Source organism: Achromobacter sp. UBA4530, from assembly GCF_002388205.1.
Classification (GTDB): Bacteria; Pseudomonadota; Gammaproteobacteria; order Burkholderiales; family Burkholderiaceae_B; genus Achromobacter; species Achromobacter animicus.
Genome location: NZ_DGMA01000025.1, coordinates 202095 through 215125, shown reverse-complemented (window position 1 = coordinate 215125; position 13031 = coordinate 202095). Strand labels below are relative to the sequence as shown.

Here is a 13031-nt window from a genome sequence, read left to right as displayed (position 1 = left end):
GGTTATGGGGAAGTGGGCATTGACCCAGTCCCCTCAAACATAAAGGCACATATCATGGCTTTCTTCGGAAAACGCAAAGAAAAACGCAAATTCACGCAGCAGAACCCGCTCTTCAAGCGTCGTAAGTTCTGCCGCTTCACCGCAGCCGGCGTCGAAGAGATCGACTACAAGGATCTGGACACCCTGCGCGACTTCGTGCAAGAAAACGGCAAGATCATCCCGGCTCGCCTGACCGGCACCAAGGCAATCTACCAGCGCCAGCTGGACACCGCCATCAAGCGCGCGCGCTTCCTGGCTCTGTTGCCTTACACCGACAACCACAACTAATCCGGGGCACTGAAATGCAAGTTATTCTGCTCGAAAAAGTCGTCAACCTGGGCAACCTGGGTGAAGTCGTGCGTGTGCGTGATGGCTACGCCCGCAACTTCCTGATTCCCCAGAAGAAGGCCCGTCGCGCAACCGACGCCGCCCTGAAGGAATTCGAAGCCCGCCGCGCCGAGCTGGAAAAGGTCCAGGCTGAAAAGCTGGCCGCTTCCCAAGCCCTGGGCGAGCGCCTGAACGGCTACCAGCTCAAGATCGTTCAGAAGGCCGGCGTTGACGGTCGTCTGTTCGGTTCGGTCACCAACGCCGACATCGCCGAAGGTCTGAAGAAGGCTTCGTTCGAAGCCGTCGAGAAGGCCCAAGTGCGTCTGCCCAATGGCCAGCTGAAGGCCATCGGCGAGTACCCGGTCCAGGTCGCCCTGCACGCCGACGTCGTGGTCGACATCACGGTTCTGGTCGAAGGCGAACTGTCCTGATCCGGCAGTCGCGGTAAAAAGAAGCCGGCCCGCGCGCCGGCTTTTTTTCTTTTTTCAGCCCTGTGCCGATGTCGTGCTGAATGGTGCGCGGCGACGCACCCTCGTTTTACGCTGTCATTCCAGAGGACCTCTTGACTCATCCGCCTGTCCATCACAACGCGCCGCCCGGCCTGCGAGCCTGGCTCGACAGCGTGGATGCGTCGCGTGAACCTTCGGTGCGGGATGTGACGATAGATGGCGTGCGCTGCATCATCAAGCGGCGCCGGCCCGGCATCCTGCAGAGCGTGAGCTATGTGCTGCGCTACGTGCGCGCCTTGTTCCTCGCCGTGGGCTGCAAGGTCTTCCTGGGCGAGTTTCCGCGTCCCAGCGTGCTGTTGCGCAATGGTCTGGCCCACGAAGGGCAGCGCCTGGCGCAGTTGCTGGAAGCAGGGTCGCGCGTCCCCGAGGTGTGGTGGCGGGAGCAGAACCTGCTGGTGCTGGAGTTCGTGGGCGAAGACCTGGCGGACCTCATCCGCAACGAAGACTCCACCTCGCGCATGTGGCTCGCGCGCGCCGCGGCGGCCGATCTGGCCGCTTTCCATGCCCGCGGCATGTGGCATGGCGGGGCGCAGATCCGCAACGTTACGCTGCGCGATGGCGAGATCTGGCGCATCGACTTCGAGGAAAACATCGGCGCGACGCTGTCGCGGCCGCTGGCGCAGGCCTATGACCTGTTCCAGATGCTGGCCTCGCTGGTCTCGCTGCGCAAGTTGGGCGATGCAGATGCGCGCACGCTGGGCAAGCTGGCGCTCGATGTCTACCTGGACTGCAATCCCGACCCCGAGGTCAGGGCCCGCTTGAAGCGCCTGGCGCGCGTGCTGTGCGGCATCGCCATGCCGCTGCGCCCCATCCTTGCCCGATTCCCCTCGCGCGACATCCAAGGGTTTTTCCGCGTCGCGGATATCCTGCAGCCGTTACTATTGAAGCCATGAACACACCCGCCGATTCCCAGCTCGAGTACCTGCGCGTCCCCCCGCATTCCATCGAGGCGGAGCAGTCGGTCCTGGGCGGACTGATGCTGGACAACGCTGCCTGGGACCGTATCGCGGATGTGCTTCTCGAAGAAGACTTCTACCGTCACGACCACCGGCTGATCTGGCACCACATTGCGCGCCTGATTGGTCTGGCGCGCCCGGCCGACGTCATCACCGTGCACGAGTCCCTCGTCAGCGCGGGCAAGGCCGAAGAGTCCGGCGGGCTGGCTTACCTGAATGCCCTGGCGCACAACACCCCGTCGGCCGCCAACATCCGCCGGTACGGCGAGATCGTGCGCGAGCGCGCGATGCTGCGCAAGCTGGTGTCGATCGCGGACGAAATCTCGTCGGCCGCCATGAACCCGCAGGGCAAGGAAGCGCGCCAGCTGCTGGACGAGGCCGAATCCAAGGTGTTCAAGATCGCCCAGGAAGGCGCGCGCGGCGCGGCCGGCTTCCAGGAGATCCAACCGCTTCTGACGCAGGTGGTCGAGCGCATTGACGAGCTCTACCACCGCGAGAGCACGTCCGACGTGACGGGTGTGCCCACGGGCTTCACCGATCTGGACAAGATGACGTCGGGCATGCAGGGTGGCGACCTGATCATCGTGGCCGGCCGTCCGTCCATGGGCAAGACGTCGTTCTCCATGAACATCGGAGAGCACGTCGCCATCGAAGAGGGCCTGCCCGTGGCGGTGTTCTCCATGGAAATGGGCGCGGTGCAGCTCGCCATGCGTATGCTGGGTTCCGTGGGACTTCTGGACCAGCACCGCATGCGTACCGGCAAGCTGATCGCCGAAGACTGGCCGCGCGTCACGCACGCCGTGCAGCTCATGCAGGATGCGCAGGTCTACATCGACGAATCGCCGGCGCTCAGTCCCATGGAAGTGCGCGCCCGCGCGCGTCGTCTGGCGCGCCAGTGCGGCCAGCTTGGCCTCATCATCATCGACTACCTGCAGCTCATGTCCGGCAACGGTTCCGGCGAAAACCGGGCCACCGAAGTGTCGGAAATCAGCCGCTCGCTCAAGGGTCTGGCCAAAGAATTGAATTGCCCGCTGATCGCGCTGTCGCAGCTCAACCGAAGCCTGGAACAGCGTCCCAACAAGCGCCCCGTCATGAGTGACCTGCGCGAATCCGGCGCAATCGAACAGGATGCGGACGTGATCCTGTTCATCTACCGCGACGAGGTCTATAACCCCGATTCGCCAGACAAGGGCACGGCCGAGATCATCATCGGCAAGCAGCGTAACGGCCCGATCGGCACGGTGCGCCTGACGTTCCAGGGTTCCAGCACGCGCTTTTTGAACTTCTCCGGCGCGCAGCCGCGGGACATGTACTGATTCCGCAACTCGCCACCTCGAAAAAAAACCGCGCAGCAGCGCGGTTTTTTTGTACGAGACGGCGATCAGTGCGTGGCGTCGGGGCGCTTGCCGTAGCGCGCCGCAAGTACGCCGCAGACCATGAGCTGGATCTGGTGGAACAGCATCAGCGGCAGCACCACAGCACCCACGGCGTGACCGGCGAACAGCACCTGGGCCATCGGAATACCGCTGGCCAGGCTTTTCTTCGAGCCGCAGAAGAGCAGCGTGATGCGGTCTTCGATGCTGAAGCCGAACATGCGGCCGGCCAGTGCGGACAGGCCCAGCGCCAGCGCCAGGATCACGCCGCAGCTCACGACCAGGCCGACCAGCGCGGGAATCGGGGTGCTGCTCCACAGGCCTTCATTGATGGCCTCGGAGAACGCCGTGTAGACCACCAGCAGGATCGAGCCCTGGTCCACGAACTTCAGCATGGCCTTGCGCTTGTGCACCCACGCGCCGATCCATCGCCGCGCGAACTGGCCCAGCACGAACGGCAGGAGCAGTTGCAGCATGATCTTGCCGACGGCGTCGAACGAGATCGGCGCGCTGCCGGCGTTGGCGACGACCGTGCCGACCAGCAGGGGCGTGAGGAAGATGCCCAGCAGGCTGGAGGCCGACGCGCTGCACACCGCGGCGGGCACGTTGCCGCGCGCCATGGAGGTGAACGCGATGGCCGATTGCACGGTGGCAGGCAGGCAGCACAGGAACAGGATGCCCAGGTAAAGCTCCGGGGTGACCAGCGGCTCCAGCACGGGTTGCAGCGCCAGCCCCAGCAGCGGGAACATCAGGAACGTGGCCGAGAAGATGGTCAGGTGCAGCTTCCAGTGCGTGAGGCCGGCGATGATGGCCTCGCGCGAAAGGCGCGCCCCGTGCAGGAAGAACAGCAGGCCGACGGCCACGTTGGTGATCCAGCCGAACACCTCCACGCCTTGCCCATGGGCGGGCAGGAAGCTGGCGATGATGACGGTGCAGATCAGGTAGAGGGTGAAGCGGTCGGGCAGAAGTCGAACGAGGCGGGACATGGGAAGGGAGGAAGAACGGAAAAGCGGCGGCGCGGGCGCCGGAAACGGGGCGTATTGTAGACCCGCACCGTCGCGGACCCGTCGCGAGAAGGCCGCAAGCGTCCGCGCGCTGAGGCAGTCTGCGGATCTTTACGCGCTCAAGGCGTCATCGCCAGCGCCAGATCGAACGCTTCCACCAGCGATGCGTGGTCGGCCACGCCCTGGCCGGCGATGTCGAATGCGGTGCCGTGGTCCACGCTGGTGCGCACGAACGGCAGGCCGACGGTGACGTTCACGCCGTGGTCCAGGCCCAGATACTTCACCGGGATGAGGCCCTGGTCGTGGTACTGCGCCACTACGATGTCGAACTCTCCGCGGCGGGCGCGCATGAAGACGGTATCGCCCGGCCAGGGGCCGCTGGCATCGATGCCTTCCGCGCGGGCGGCAGCGATGGCCGGTTCGATGATGTCCATGTCTTCGCGGCCGAACTTGCCGCCTTCGCCCGCATGCGGATTCAGACCCGCGACGGCGACGCGCGGCTGCGCGATGCCCATCTGGCGGCAGGCGCGGTCCGCAAGCCGCATCGCGGTCAATTCGGCCTGCGGCGTGATGCGCGCCATGACGTCGGCCAGTGCGACGTGGATGGTCACGAGCAGCACGCGCAGCTCATTGTTGGCCAGCATCATCGCAAAGTCCTGCGTGCCGGAGCGGTCCGCCAGGATTTCGGTGTGGCCCGGATAGTCGATACCGGCCTCGTGCATGGACTTCTTGTTGAGCGGGGCGGTCACGACGGCGCGGATGTGTCCGGCAAGCGCATCGTCGATGGCCGCGCACACATAATCGTAGGCGCCGCGGCCCGCCAGGGCGCTGACCTTACCCAGCGGCAGGTCGGCGGGCAGGGTGGGGCTGCAAGCCACCACCTGGATTCCAGTGGCGTCCGGCCGGGCCTGGCTGATGTCCGCGATCTCGGTGATATCCAGGCGGGCGCCCAATTGCGTCGCCGCGCGGCGCAGCGCGCCAGCATCGCCATACACCACACAGGGCGCGCCCAATCCCTGCGCACAGGCCTTGATGACGATTTCGGGACCGATGCCGGCGGCATCGCCCATGGTGATGCCCACAGGCAGGAGATTGTTCACGATGGTGACCGTGGGCGCTTACTGAGCGGTGTTCTTGGGAGGATCGATGGGCGCGCATTCGAACGTGACCGTGGCGCGCTTGGAACCCAGCCCGGTGGCGTGATTGGACGTCACGCTGGGCTTGACCAGCTTGCGGCCAAGCGACTGGCAGTGCTGGTCGGCGCGCTGCAATGCCTGGTTCTTGATCTCGACCCAGCTCAGCAATTGCGTGCCGGAACTATAGGTGACGCTGTATTGGTCCTTGTTGACGGACGTGACCTCGCTCATGCTGGAACACGCGGTCAACAGGATGAGGAGGGCGGCGGCAGGGGCAAGGCGAGCAAGCATGAAAAATCCAGGATTCGCGACAGGCCCCATTACACCACCATGTGGCGCCCGCCGGAAAGACGCGAAAGGGGCGCGCGGCGGCTCAGGGAGCGGCAACCGCGCTGCGCCGATCAACCTTGCGGCTGAGCACGATCGAGGTCTGCGTCTGCTTCACGCCGTCGATGAGCCCGATACGGTCCAGCAGCGCGTCCAGTTGTTCGTGGGTCTCGCAGCGCAGGAAGATCAGGTAGTCGTAGGGACCGCTGACCGAGGACACTTCCTCGACCTCCGGCATCCGCTCCAGTTCACGGATCACGGCGGCCGGCGTCTTGGGCAGCACGCTGATGAAGCAATAGGCGCGCACCGCCGCCTCTTCGAGCAGCCGGCCCAGGCGCACGCCGTAGCCGGAAACGATGCTTTCACGTTCCAGCCGCGCGATGCGCGCCACCACGGTGGTGCGCGCCAGCCCGAGCTTGCGCGCGAGGATGGCGGCGGGTTCGCGCGCATTGGCCTGCAGAAGGCTCAGCAGTTGCCGGTCGATGGCGTCAAGTCGTTCGTTCATGCGATGAGCGATGGCGTTGAGCGGGAGGGCGAAGTGGCGACGGTACAGGCGCATGCCCGCCCGCGTCAATGCGTTGCCGCTAGCCGTCGGACTCGGGCGGAATGCCGCCGTGATAGATGCGGCCGTCGAACTCGAAGCGCGTGATGGTCTTGTGCGCGGCATCGAAGATGCGGTCGCGGCTGGCGGCGTCCAGGCCGTCGTGGTCCGCAAAGCTGAAACGGCACAGGTCGATGTCGCTGTCATAGAACGCGCTGTGCACGAAGCGGCTGACATCCGATTCGTGCGCAAAATGGGCGAACTCGCGCAGTTGCTCCATTTCGTGGAACGAGCCGTTGCGGCTGACCAGCAGCATGCCGAACTTGCGCTCTTCGTCCGCCATCGGTTCGGGCGGCGGCGCCGCGCCATCGCCGTGCGGATCCTGGCAATCGAAATGCGCGCCGGCCTCACGCATGGCGGCCAGCACGCGTTGCCATTCCGGTTCTTCCAGCGTCAGACGGGCCATCATGTAGAACAGCCGCTGCCGGCCCAGCGTGCGAGGTTCCGGCCCGCCCACATAACTGGGCCAGGGTGTCGAGGCGTCCAGTCCGGCCAGCTCGGCCATTCTGCTGTCGGGATAGCCCAGCCTGTCCTGCAGCCGTTGCAGCGACTGGGCGCTTGGCGGGACATAGTTCTGGATCGTTTTCATGTGCGCGCTCCGGTTGAGCCGGGCGCCCGGAGACAGCGCCGGCGGCGTGCGCCGCGGTGCCTCTTGCGGCTACGCTTCATGCTAGCGCCGCGTCCGGTGCTTGCCTAGCCGCGGCAGGGGAGGCGCGCCGCTTGCTGTCAGCCCTGGCGCGCCCGGCCGCCATGCTAGGATTCGCGCCAGATTTCATCGCCAGGAGGCTTACATCATGGACATCCAGGAACAGATCGCCGTTGTCGTGCACACCATCTCGCATCAGGGTGGGCGCATCGACGCGCTCAATACCACGCTGCTCTCGATGCTGCATCTGGCGAAGAATTCGCCGGGCCTGCGCGAGGCCATCGAGGCGCAACTGGAGCAGAATTACTCCGGCCTGCTGGCGCGTTCCGAGAATCCCCAATACGTCGCGGGTTTCGAAAGCGTGCGTGACATGGTCCTGACCGCCCTGAAGTGATGCGCCCGGCGGCAGTTACCCACAGGTTCTGTGGACAAGCCTTGGGATAGCGCGGGCATAGATTCACAAACTCCTTCAATTACAACGGCTTGCGCGGGGCGGTCAAAAGCGGCGCCATTGCGCCGAAGCAACGCGCAACCGGCGCGCCGCCACGGCAGGCCAAGCCCGGGTAATATGCGGCCCCATGCGGAATCAGTATTCATTGGAAGGCCGGAACCGCGCCCTCGTGGCGCGCGTTTCGGAAGCGGCAAAGCTGGCGGCATTTGACCCCGGCAAGCTTTCCCCCGAGGCGAGGGAGAGCTGGGAGCGCATGGGCCATGGCTTCAAGGCCTGGCACGACTTCGACCAGCGTCACCCGATCCTGCGCCGCCTTGCAAAGCTGCCCATCATCGGCATGCTGTACCGCAACGCGCGCCGCCGCCATGTGCAGCGCGCAAACGGCAAACTGGTGTTCTGAACGCGCCCGCCGCTATTTGCGGCGGCGTGCGTAGACCTGATAGGCCAGCCACACCAGCACGCCGAGCGCTACTGCCACGGCCAGCTTGGTTTCCACGCCGTGCAGGCGTCCCAGCAGCGCTTCGATGGTCCGGCCGAACACAAAACCCAGCAGGCTGAAGCAGAGCGCCCAGATCATGGCGGCGATGGCGTTCAGCACCAGGTAGCGCAAGGCCGGCACCTTGGACACGCCCACGGCAACCGGCCCCACCGTACGCAACCCATATAGAAAGCGCAGCGCCAGTATGAAGCCGTTGGGATATCGGTCGATGGCCGCCAACGCCTTGCCGAACGCCGGCTTGGCGCGGATGCGCTGCACGTAGCGATGGTCGCGGTAGCGGCGGCCCAGCAGGAACAGCAGTTGATCCGCCATGAACGAGCCGGCGAACGCGCAGAGCATGACGTAGGGCAGATGGAACAATCCCTGGTGCGCCAGGAATCCCGCAAACACCACCACGCTTTCGCCTTCCAGGAAGGTCCCGCCCAGCACGGCCCACAGGCCATAGTCCGCGATGAATTGATGCAGTTCCGCGTTCATGCTGTCCTTTCTTCCACGATGCGCGCGAGCGTCACCAGTGCGTGCGAGATCTCCGGCGTGATGCGTTGTCCGCAACTGATGCGCAGGAAGTGGTTGTAGCGGGCGCCATTCGAGAACATCGCGCCGGGCGCCACGCGTATCCCTTGCCGCAGCCCGGCCTCGAAGACGTCCATGCCCGACACGCCCTCGGGCATTTCCACCCAGAGCAGCATCCCGCCTTGCGGCACGCTCAGCCGCGTGCCCCGCGGAAAATGCGCGGCGATCGCCTCGGCGGTCAGGTCGCGCTGCGTCTTCAGTTCTCGCCTCAGCCGGGCCAGATGGCGATCGTAGGCGCGCGAGCCCATGTACTCCGCCACGGCGATCTGCGCCAGCGGTTCGTTGGGCCGGCTTTGCGCGAACTTCAGCATGGCGATCCGGGCTTTCCACCGGCCGCCCAGCAGCCAGCCCAGCCGCATGCCGGGGGCCAGCGTCTTGTGCATCGACGAACAATAGATGACGTTGCCCGTGGCGTCCCAGGATTTCGCCGCGGCCAGCGGGGTATCGTCGTCGGTCAGTGCGCCGTATGTGTCGTCTTCAATGAGCGGCACCTGCTGGCGCTCGCACAGCGCCACCAGCCGCGCCTTGTGCGCGTCGGGCATGACGCAACCGAGCGGATTCTGGAAATTCGGCACGACGACGACGGCGCGGATATTGCCGTGCGTCTGGAAGGCCAGGTCCAGGGCTTCGATCGACAGCCCGTGCTGGGGGCTGGTGGGAATCTCGAGCGCGCGCATGCCGAGGCTTTCCAGGATCTGCAGCAGACCGAAGTAGGCGGGCGATTCCACGGCGATGGTGTCGCCCGGCCGGGCTACGGCACGCAGCGCCAGATTCAGGGCCTCGATACAGCCATGCGTGACGATGACGTCGTCCGGCGTGGCGTTGATGCCGTTGGCCAGCGCGCGACGGGCCAGCACACCGCGCAGGTCAGGATGCCCTTGCGGCGGCACCGGGCTGACCAGCACCTCGGGCGACTGCCGCAGTGCGCGCGTCATCGCCTGCTTGAGCGCCTCCATGGGATAAGCCTGGGGCACCGCCGCGGCCAGCGCAAAGTTGGCGCTGACCGGGTGCGCTTCACATTTGGCGATGAAGTCCGAAACCCGGTCGTGGATGCCGACATACTGCGCCGCGCCCAGGGTCTGGCGGATGTCCGGCTCGGCCACGGGCGGAATGCTGTTGCGGCGAGGTTTCAGCACGAAGTAGCCGGAGCGGGGACGGGCCTCGATCAGGCCATCGTCCTCGAGCTGGCGGCAGGCCTGCAGCGCCGTGGACAGGCTGACATGATGGGTGCGCACCAGCGTGCGAACCGAGGGCATGCGCTGGGCGGGGGCCAGCACGCCCGTCTGGATGGCGCGCCGGTAGTGATTGGCCAGGCGTAGGTACAGCGGTTGAGGTTCCATGCGCCGATCTTGCTCCCCGGGGTTGGACGGTGGGTAGGCACAGATGCAGGCAAAGTACACCATAACAGCCACAAAATCGACCCTCTGCATCGGTACAGAAAGCCGATTTTTGTGGCTGTTGCGCAAAGCAGGGCGCGCGTAGTCTGTGATGGTCCTTCTGGAGATCATCATGACCCCGCATTCCGACCCCGCCTCGCCAGGCCTTCGCCTGGAACTACCCGCCGGCGCCAGCCGGAGTTTCGTCCTGCGCGCAGGCGCTGCCGTTGTCTGCGTCGAAGGCAGCGTGCGCGTCGAGGAAGCGGCAAGCGGCCTGGAAGCCGCAGGCGGCCTGCATCGCGTCGTACCGGCCCGGCTCAACGCGGGCGAGGTTCACGGGGTGTCCTACGGCGGCGCGGTGCGCCTCACCGCGCTGGATAGTGCGCAGGTGATCTGCCTGAATTGCACCGGGCGCCTTGGCACGATCCTGCGCCACGTCGCCAATGTTTTTCGCGGTTTTCTGTCGAAAAACGGAAACATTCGCGTGGGTGCGCTGCACAAGATTTCAAAATGATGTATGATTCACACATCAGACGCGGGGTGGAGCAGTCTGGCAGCTCGTCGGGCTCATAACCCGAAGGTCGTAGGTTCAAATCCTGCCCCCGCAACCAGTTTCAAGCAGTACCCGGTCTCCCGGCGGCGCATTTCAAATGCGCCCGGCAAGACCGCAGTAAAAAAGGCCGCGACATTGTCGCGGCTTTTTTTTCGCCTGGCGATTGCGCTGGGTCATGCCCGGTTCGCGTCCGGAGTTTCCCGGGTGTGCGCGGCCGCACACGGCCGCAACCCTGCGCTACCATGGGCCACGCGCGCTACATTGCCGCACAGAAGGAGTGTCCATGGGAACCGCAAAATACGATCATCCCGGCTACGTTGCTGATACGGGCGCTGAGGGCAAGTACCACGTGGGCATCTGGTGCCCGCACGGGTATCCCGCCCACATCCATATCGGCCGTCCGGCCGACCGCGGCGATCCCTCTGCCTTGCTGAGGCTGCGCATCCCCGACGGCGTGTTCCAGTCGCTGCCCGACGATCCCGAAACCCTATGCCGCCGCGCGCTCGGTCAGGCGCTAGATGCCGGCCTTCTGCGCAGCGTCGCGGTCGACGGCGAATATCAGGAACTGCGTTTCCAGCTCGATGCCGAGCCCTGGTCCGGCCCCATGCACGCGGCCGAGCGCGCCTGACGTCATCCCCAGAACGCGGCAGTTACCCACAGGGATTGTGGAAAACCCTTGGGATAGCTGCTGCGTATATCGGATTTTTCCAGCAAAAACATAGGCTTGGCGCCTGCGGTCAAGAAATGGCCGCTGCGAGCCTTTCGGGACACTGGAACGCGCAGATGCGACGCGCGCTCGTGGGAAGCCCACTGACGCCGTGAGACAATCTGCGTCCCATGGCTGCGCCGTGCTTTCGTCCCTTTTTCTTCCGACTTCTCCCGCATGCTTTCCGCCTTTTCCCGCTCGCGTCCTGTCATGAAGGCGACGGCGCCATGAGCCTGTCCGCCAAACGCGTTGCCGTCATCGGGGGCGGCCCCGCCGGTCTCATGGCGGCGGAAAGGCTGAGCGAGGCCGGGGCGCAGGTAGACGTCTTCGACGCCATGCCCTCGGTGGGACGCAAATTCCTGATGGCGGGAAGGGGCGGCCTGAACTTGACGCACAGCGAGCCCGCCGAGCCTTTCCTTGCCCGCTTTGGCGACGGCGCCCCGTTCGTGCAGCCATGGCTGCAGACGATGGACGGCGCCGGTCTGCGCAATTGGGCGCATGCGTTGGGTATCCAGACATTCGTGGGCTCGTCGGGCCGGGTGTTTCCACAGGAGATGAAGGCGGCGCCCCTGTTGCGGGCCTGGCTTGCCCGGCTGCGCGGACAGGGCGTGCGGTTTCATATGCGACATCGCTGGCTTGGCTGGCGTGGCGACAATCCCGGTGTGGATTTGCTGCGCTTTGCGACGCCCGACGGTGAAGCGCGCCATGCAGCGGATGCGGTCGTGCTGGCGCTGGGCGGCGGCAGTTGGGCCAAGCTGGGATCCGATGGCGCCTGGGTGCCGGATCTGCAGGCGCACGGCGTGCCGGTTGCGCCATTGCGGCCCGCCAACTGCGGGTTCGACGTGGACTGGTCCGATCATTTTCGCAGCCGCTTTGCCGGCCAGCCGGTCAAGTCGGTGGCCATGTCCTGCGGCGGGCCTGGCCGTCAGGGCGAATTCGTCGTGTCCGAAGCGGGCATTGAAGGTAGTCTCGTCTATGCATTGTCCGCAACCCTGCGCGACCAAATCGAGGCCGATGGCAGCGCCGTGGCCATGCTGGATCTTGCACCGGACTGGCCGCACGCAAAGGTGATGGCGGCGGTGACGCATCCGCGCGGCGCCCGCTCGATGTCAAGCCATCTGCAAAGCCGGCTGGGACTGACGGGGGTGAAGGCGGGCTTGCTGCGGGAATGCGCCAGCGCCGAAGACTTCAAGGACCCCGAGCGCCTGGGTCAGCGGATCAAGGCCTTGCCGTTGACGTTGCGGCGAGCTCGCCCGATCGACGAAGCGATCAGCACGGCGGGCGGGGTGGCGTTCCAGGGACTCACGGCCGGGCTGATGCTCAAAGCCGTGCCCGGCGTTTTCTGTGTGGGGGAAATGCTGGATTGGGAGGCGCCGACGGGCGGCTACCTGCTGACCGCCTGCATGGCCAGCGGCGCATGCGGCGCGGCCTGCGTGGTTGATTTTTTGAAGGGACAGGCTTGAAAGGTCTGTCCTGAACTCGCAGCGCTGAGTGGGCTGCGAGCCCCGGAAGATCAGGAGCCCGTCGGATGCGGCGCCATGCTCATCGGCGCGCGGGGCGCCAGATCGCTGACGACGTGACCAACCACCGGCGGCTCGCCTTCGGGCTGCGAGATGATGCCGATCACACGGGTGATGGCGCTGGCGGGAATGGTGGTCCCGTGGGCGGGATCCTGCACCAGCTGCCAGATCGTGGCGTTCGCCATGCCCGTGTCGCCCTCGGTCAGGTCGAGGTTGTCCAGGCAGTTGCGTGCAAAGGAAGACCAATCCGAAGCGTTGCACGGCAGACCGTGTGAGGTTGCCAAGCGGGCCAGGGCCAGCGGCGCGTCTGCCTGGCTCGCGGCGTGCTGGGCAGCGGTGCCCAGCGTGACGTCCAGGGACAGCAGGCGGAGAAACTCAACAACGTTGTCCGTGCTCATCTTGTAGTCTCCTTCCTTTGGGGGCTGTACTCTGCGA

18 protein-coding genes and 1 tRNA gene are annotated in these 13031 nt (G+C 65.5%); 10 read left to right on the top strand and 9 right to left on the bottom strand.

The genetic code is table 11. The features are described 5' to 3' along the window. The first annotated feature begins 54 nt into the window (after positions 1–54). The 4 genes from rpsR (at position 55) to B2W22_RS17955 (ending at position 3147) form a co-directional block, all read left to right on the top strand. Positions 55–327, top strand: a complete 273-nt coding sequence (rpsR, locus tag B2W22_RS17970) for a 30S ribosomal protein S18 (RefSeq protein WP_006218308.1) — start codon at positions 55–57, stop codon at positions 325–327. A gap of 14 nt (positions 328–341) precedes the next feature. Next, positions 342–797 carry a 50S ribosomal protein L9 gene (gene rplI, locus B2W22_RS17965; protein WP_175124660.1) on the top strand — a complete coding sequence of 152 codons (456 nt, stop codon included), beginning with the start codon at positions 342–344 and terminating at the stop codon, positions 795–797. 131 nt (positions 798–928) lie between these two features. Then, complete coding sequence (locus B2W22_RS17960; protein ID WP_175124659.1) at positions 929–1768, top strand: RIO1 family regulatory kinase/ATPase; 840 nt, start codon at positions 929–931, stop codon at positions 1766–1768. Then, complete coding sequence (locus B2W22_RS17955) at positions 1765–3147, top strand: replicative DNA helicase (RefSeq protein WP_175138791.1); 1383 nt, start codon at positions 1765–1767, stop codon at positions 3145–3147. The genes B2W22_RS17960 and B2W22_RS17955 overlap by 4 nt, the downstream gene beginning before the upstream one ends. 65 nt (positions 3148–3212) lie before the next feature. Here the strand turns inward: B2W22_RS17955 and B2W22_RS17950 are convergent, their stop codons facing one another. From B2W22_RS17950 to B2W22_RS17930, 5 genes are all read right to left on the bottom strand, one after another. After that, entirely contained in the window at positions 3213–4190 is a 978-nt protein-coding gene (locus B2W22_RS17950; protein WP_286939037.1) for a bile acid:sodium symporter family protein, read from the bottom strand. Between the two features lie 137 nt (positions 4191–4327). Beyond that, entirely contained in the window at positions 4328–5278 is a 951-nt protein-coding gene (gene pdxA, locus B2W22_RS17945; RefSeq protein ID WP_414631985.1) for a 4-hydroxythreonine-4-phosphate dehydrogenase PdxA, read from the bottom strand. 48 nt (positions 5279–5326) lie between these two features. Beyond that, positions 5327–5635 carry a hypothetical protein gene (locus B2W22_RS17940; protein WP_175184356.1) on the bottom strand — a complete coding sequence of 103 codons (309 nt, stop codon included), beginning with the start codon at positions 5633–5635 and terminating at the stop codon, positions 5327–5329. 82 nt (positions 5636–5717) lie between these two features. Beyond that, complete coding sequence (locus B2W22_RS17935) at positions 5718–6176, bottom strand: Lrp/AsnC family transcriptional regulator (RefSeq protein ID WP_175124655.1); 459 nt, start codon at positions 6174–6176, stop codon at positions 5718–5720. 79 nt (positions 6177–6255) lie between these two features. Next, positions 6256–6861 (bottom strand): hypothetical protein, encoded by a 606-nt coding sequence (locus B2W22_RS17930; protein WP_175124654.1) that lies wholly within the window; start codon positions 6859–6861, stop codon positions 6256–6258. A gap of 205 nt (positions 6862–7066) precedes the next feature. Between B2W22_RS17930 and B2W22_RS17925 the strand changes: the two genes are divergently transcribed. Next, positions 7067–7312 carry a hypothetical protein gene (locus tag B2W22_RS17925; protein WP_056567399.1) on the top strand — a complete coding sequence of 82 codons (246 nt, stop codon included), beginning with the start codon at positions 7067–7069 and terminating at the stop codon, positions 7310–7312. A 226-nt stretch (positions 7313–7538) separates the two neighbouring features. Continuing rightward, the gene (locus B2W22_RS17920) at positions 7539–7769 is read left to right on the top strand and encodes a hypothetical protein (RefSeq protein WP_224776755.1); all 231 of its coding nucleotides are present in this window, start codon (positions 7539–7541) and stop codon (positions 7767–7769) included. A 12-nt stretch (positions 7770–7781) separates the two neighbouring features. Here B2W22_RS17920 and B2W22_RS17915 read toward each other — a convergent pair whose 3' ends face one another. Together B2W22_RS17915 and B2W22_RS17910 are read right to left on the bottom strand one after the other, a co-directional pair. Next, entirely contained in the window at positions 7782–8345 is a 564-nt protein-coding gene (locus B2W22_RS17915; RefSeq protein WP_175138786.1) for a DedA family protein, read from the bottom strand. Next, a complete protein-coding gene (locus tag B2W22_RS17910; RefSeq protein WP_218345105.1) occupies positions 8342–9781 on the bottom strand; it encodes a PLP-dependent aminotransferase family protein in 1440 nt (479 codons plus the stop codon). Before B2W22_RS17910 ends, B2W22_RS17915 begins: the two co-directional genes overlap by 4 nt. A 169-nt stretch (positions 9782–9950) precedes the next feature. On the opposite strand from B2W22_RS17910, the gene B2W22_RS17905 reads away from it, so the two are divergent. From B2W22_RS17905 to B2W22_RS17895, 3 genes are all read left to right on the top strand, one after another. After that, positions 9951–10331, top strand: a complete 381-nt coding sequence (locus B2W22_RS17905) for a hypothetical protein (protein ID WP_286939033.1) — start codon at positions 9951–9953, stop codon at positions 10329–10331. A gap of 20 nt (positions 10332–10351) precedes the next feature. After that, positions 10352–10428: transfer RNA gene (locus B2W22_RS17900), tRNA-Met, on the top strand. A 225-nt stretch (positions 10429–10653) separates the two neighbouring features. After that, positions 10654–10998, top strand: a complete 345-nt coding sequence (locus B2W22_RS17895) for a hypothetical protein (RefSeq protein WP_175124648.1) — start codon at positions 10654–10656, stop codon at positions 10996–10998. A 2-nt stretch (positions 10999–11000) separates the two neighbouring features. On the opposite strand, the gene B2W22_RS17890 is transcribed toward B2W22_RS17895, so the two are convergent. After that, on the bottom strand, positions 11001–11288 hold the full coding sequence (locus tag B2W22_RS17890) for a hypothetical protein (RefSeq protein ID WP_175138784.1): 288 nt from the start codon (positions 11286–11288) through the stop codon (positions 11001–11003). 15 nt (positions 11289–11303) lie between these two features. Here B2W22_RS17890 and B2W22_RS17885 point away from each other — a divergent pair, with 15 nt between their 5' ends. After that, positions 11304–12539, top strand: a complete 1236-nt coding sequence (locus B2W22_RS17885) for a TIGR03862 family flavoprotein (RefSeq protein ID WP_286939031.1) — start codon at positions 11304–11306, stop codon at positions 12537–12539. A gap of 50 nt (positions 12540–12589) precedes the next feature. On the opposite strand, the gene B2W22_RS17880 is transcribed toward B2W22_RS17885, so the two are convergent. Beyond that, on the bottom strand, positions 12590–12994 hold the full coding sequence (locus B2W22_RS17880) for a hypothetical protein (protein ID WP_175124646.1): 405 nt from the start codon (positions 12992–12994) through the stop codon (positions 12590–12592). Positions 12995–13031 lie beyond the last annotated feature (37 nt).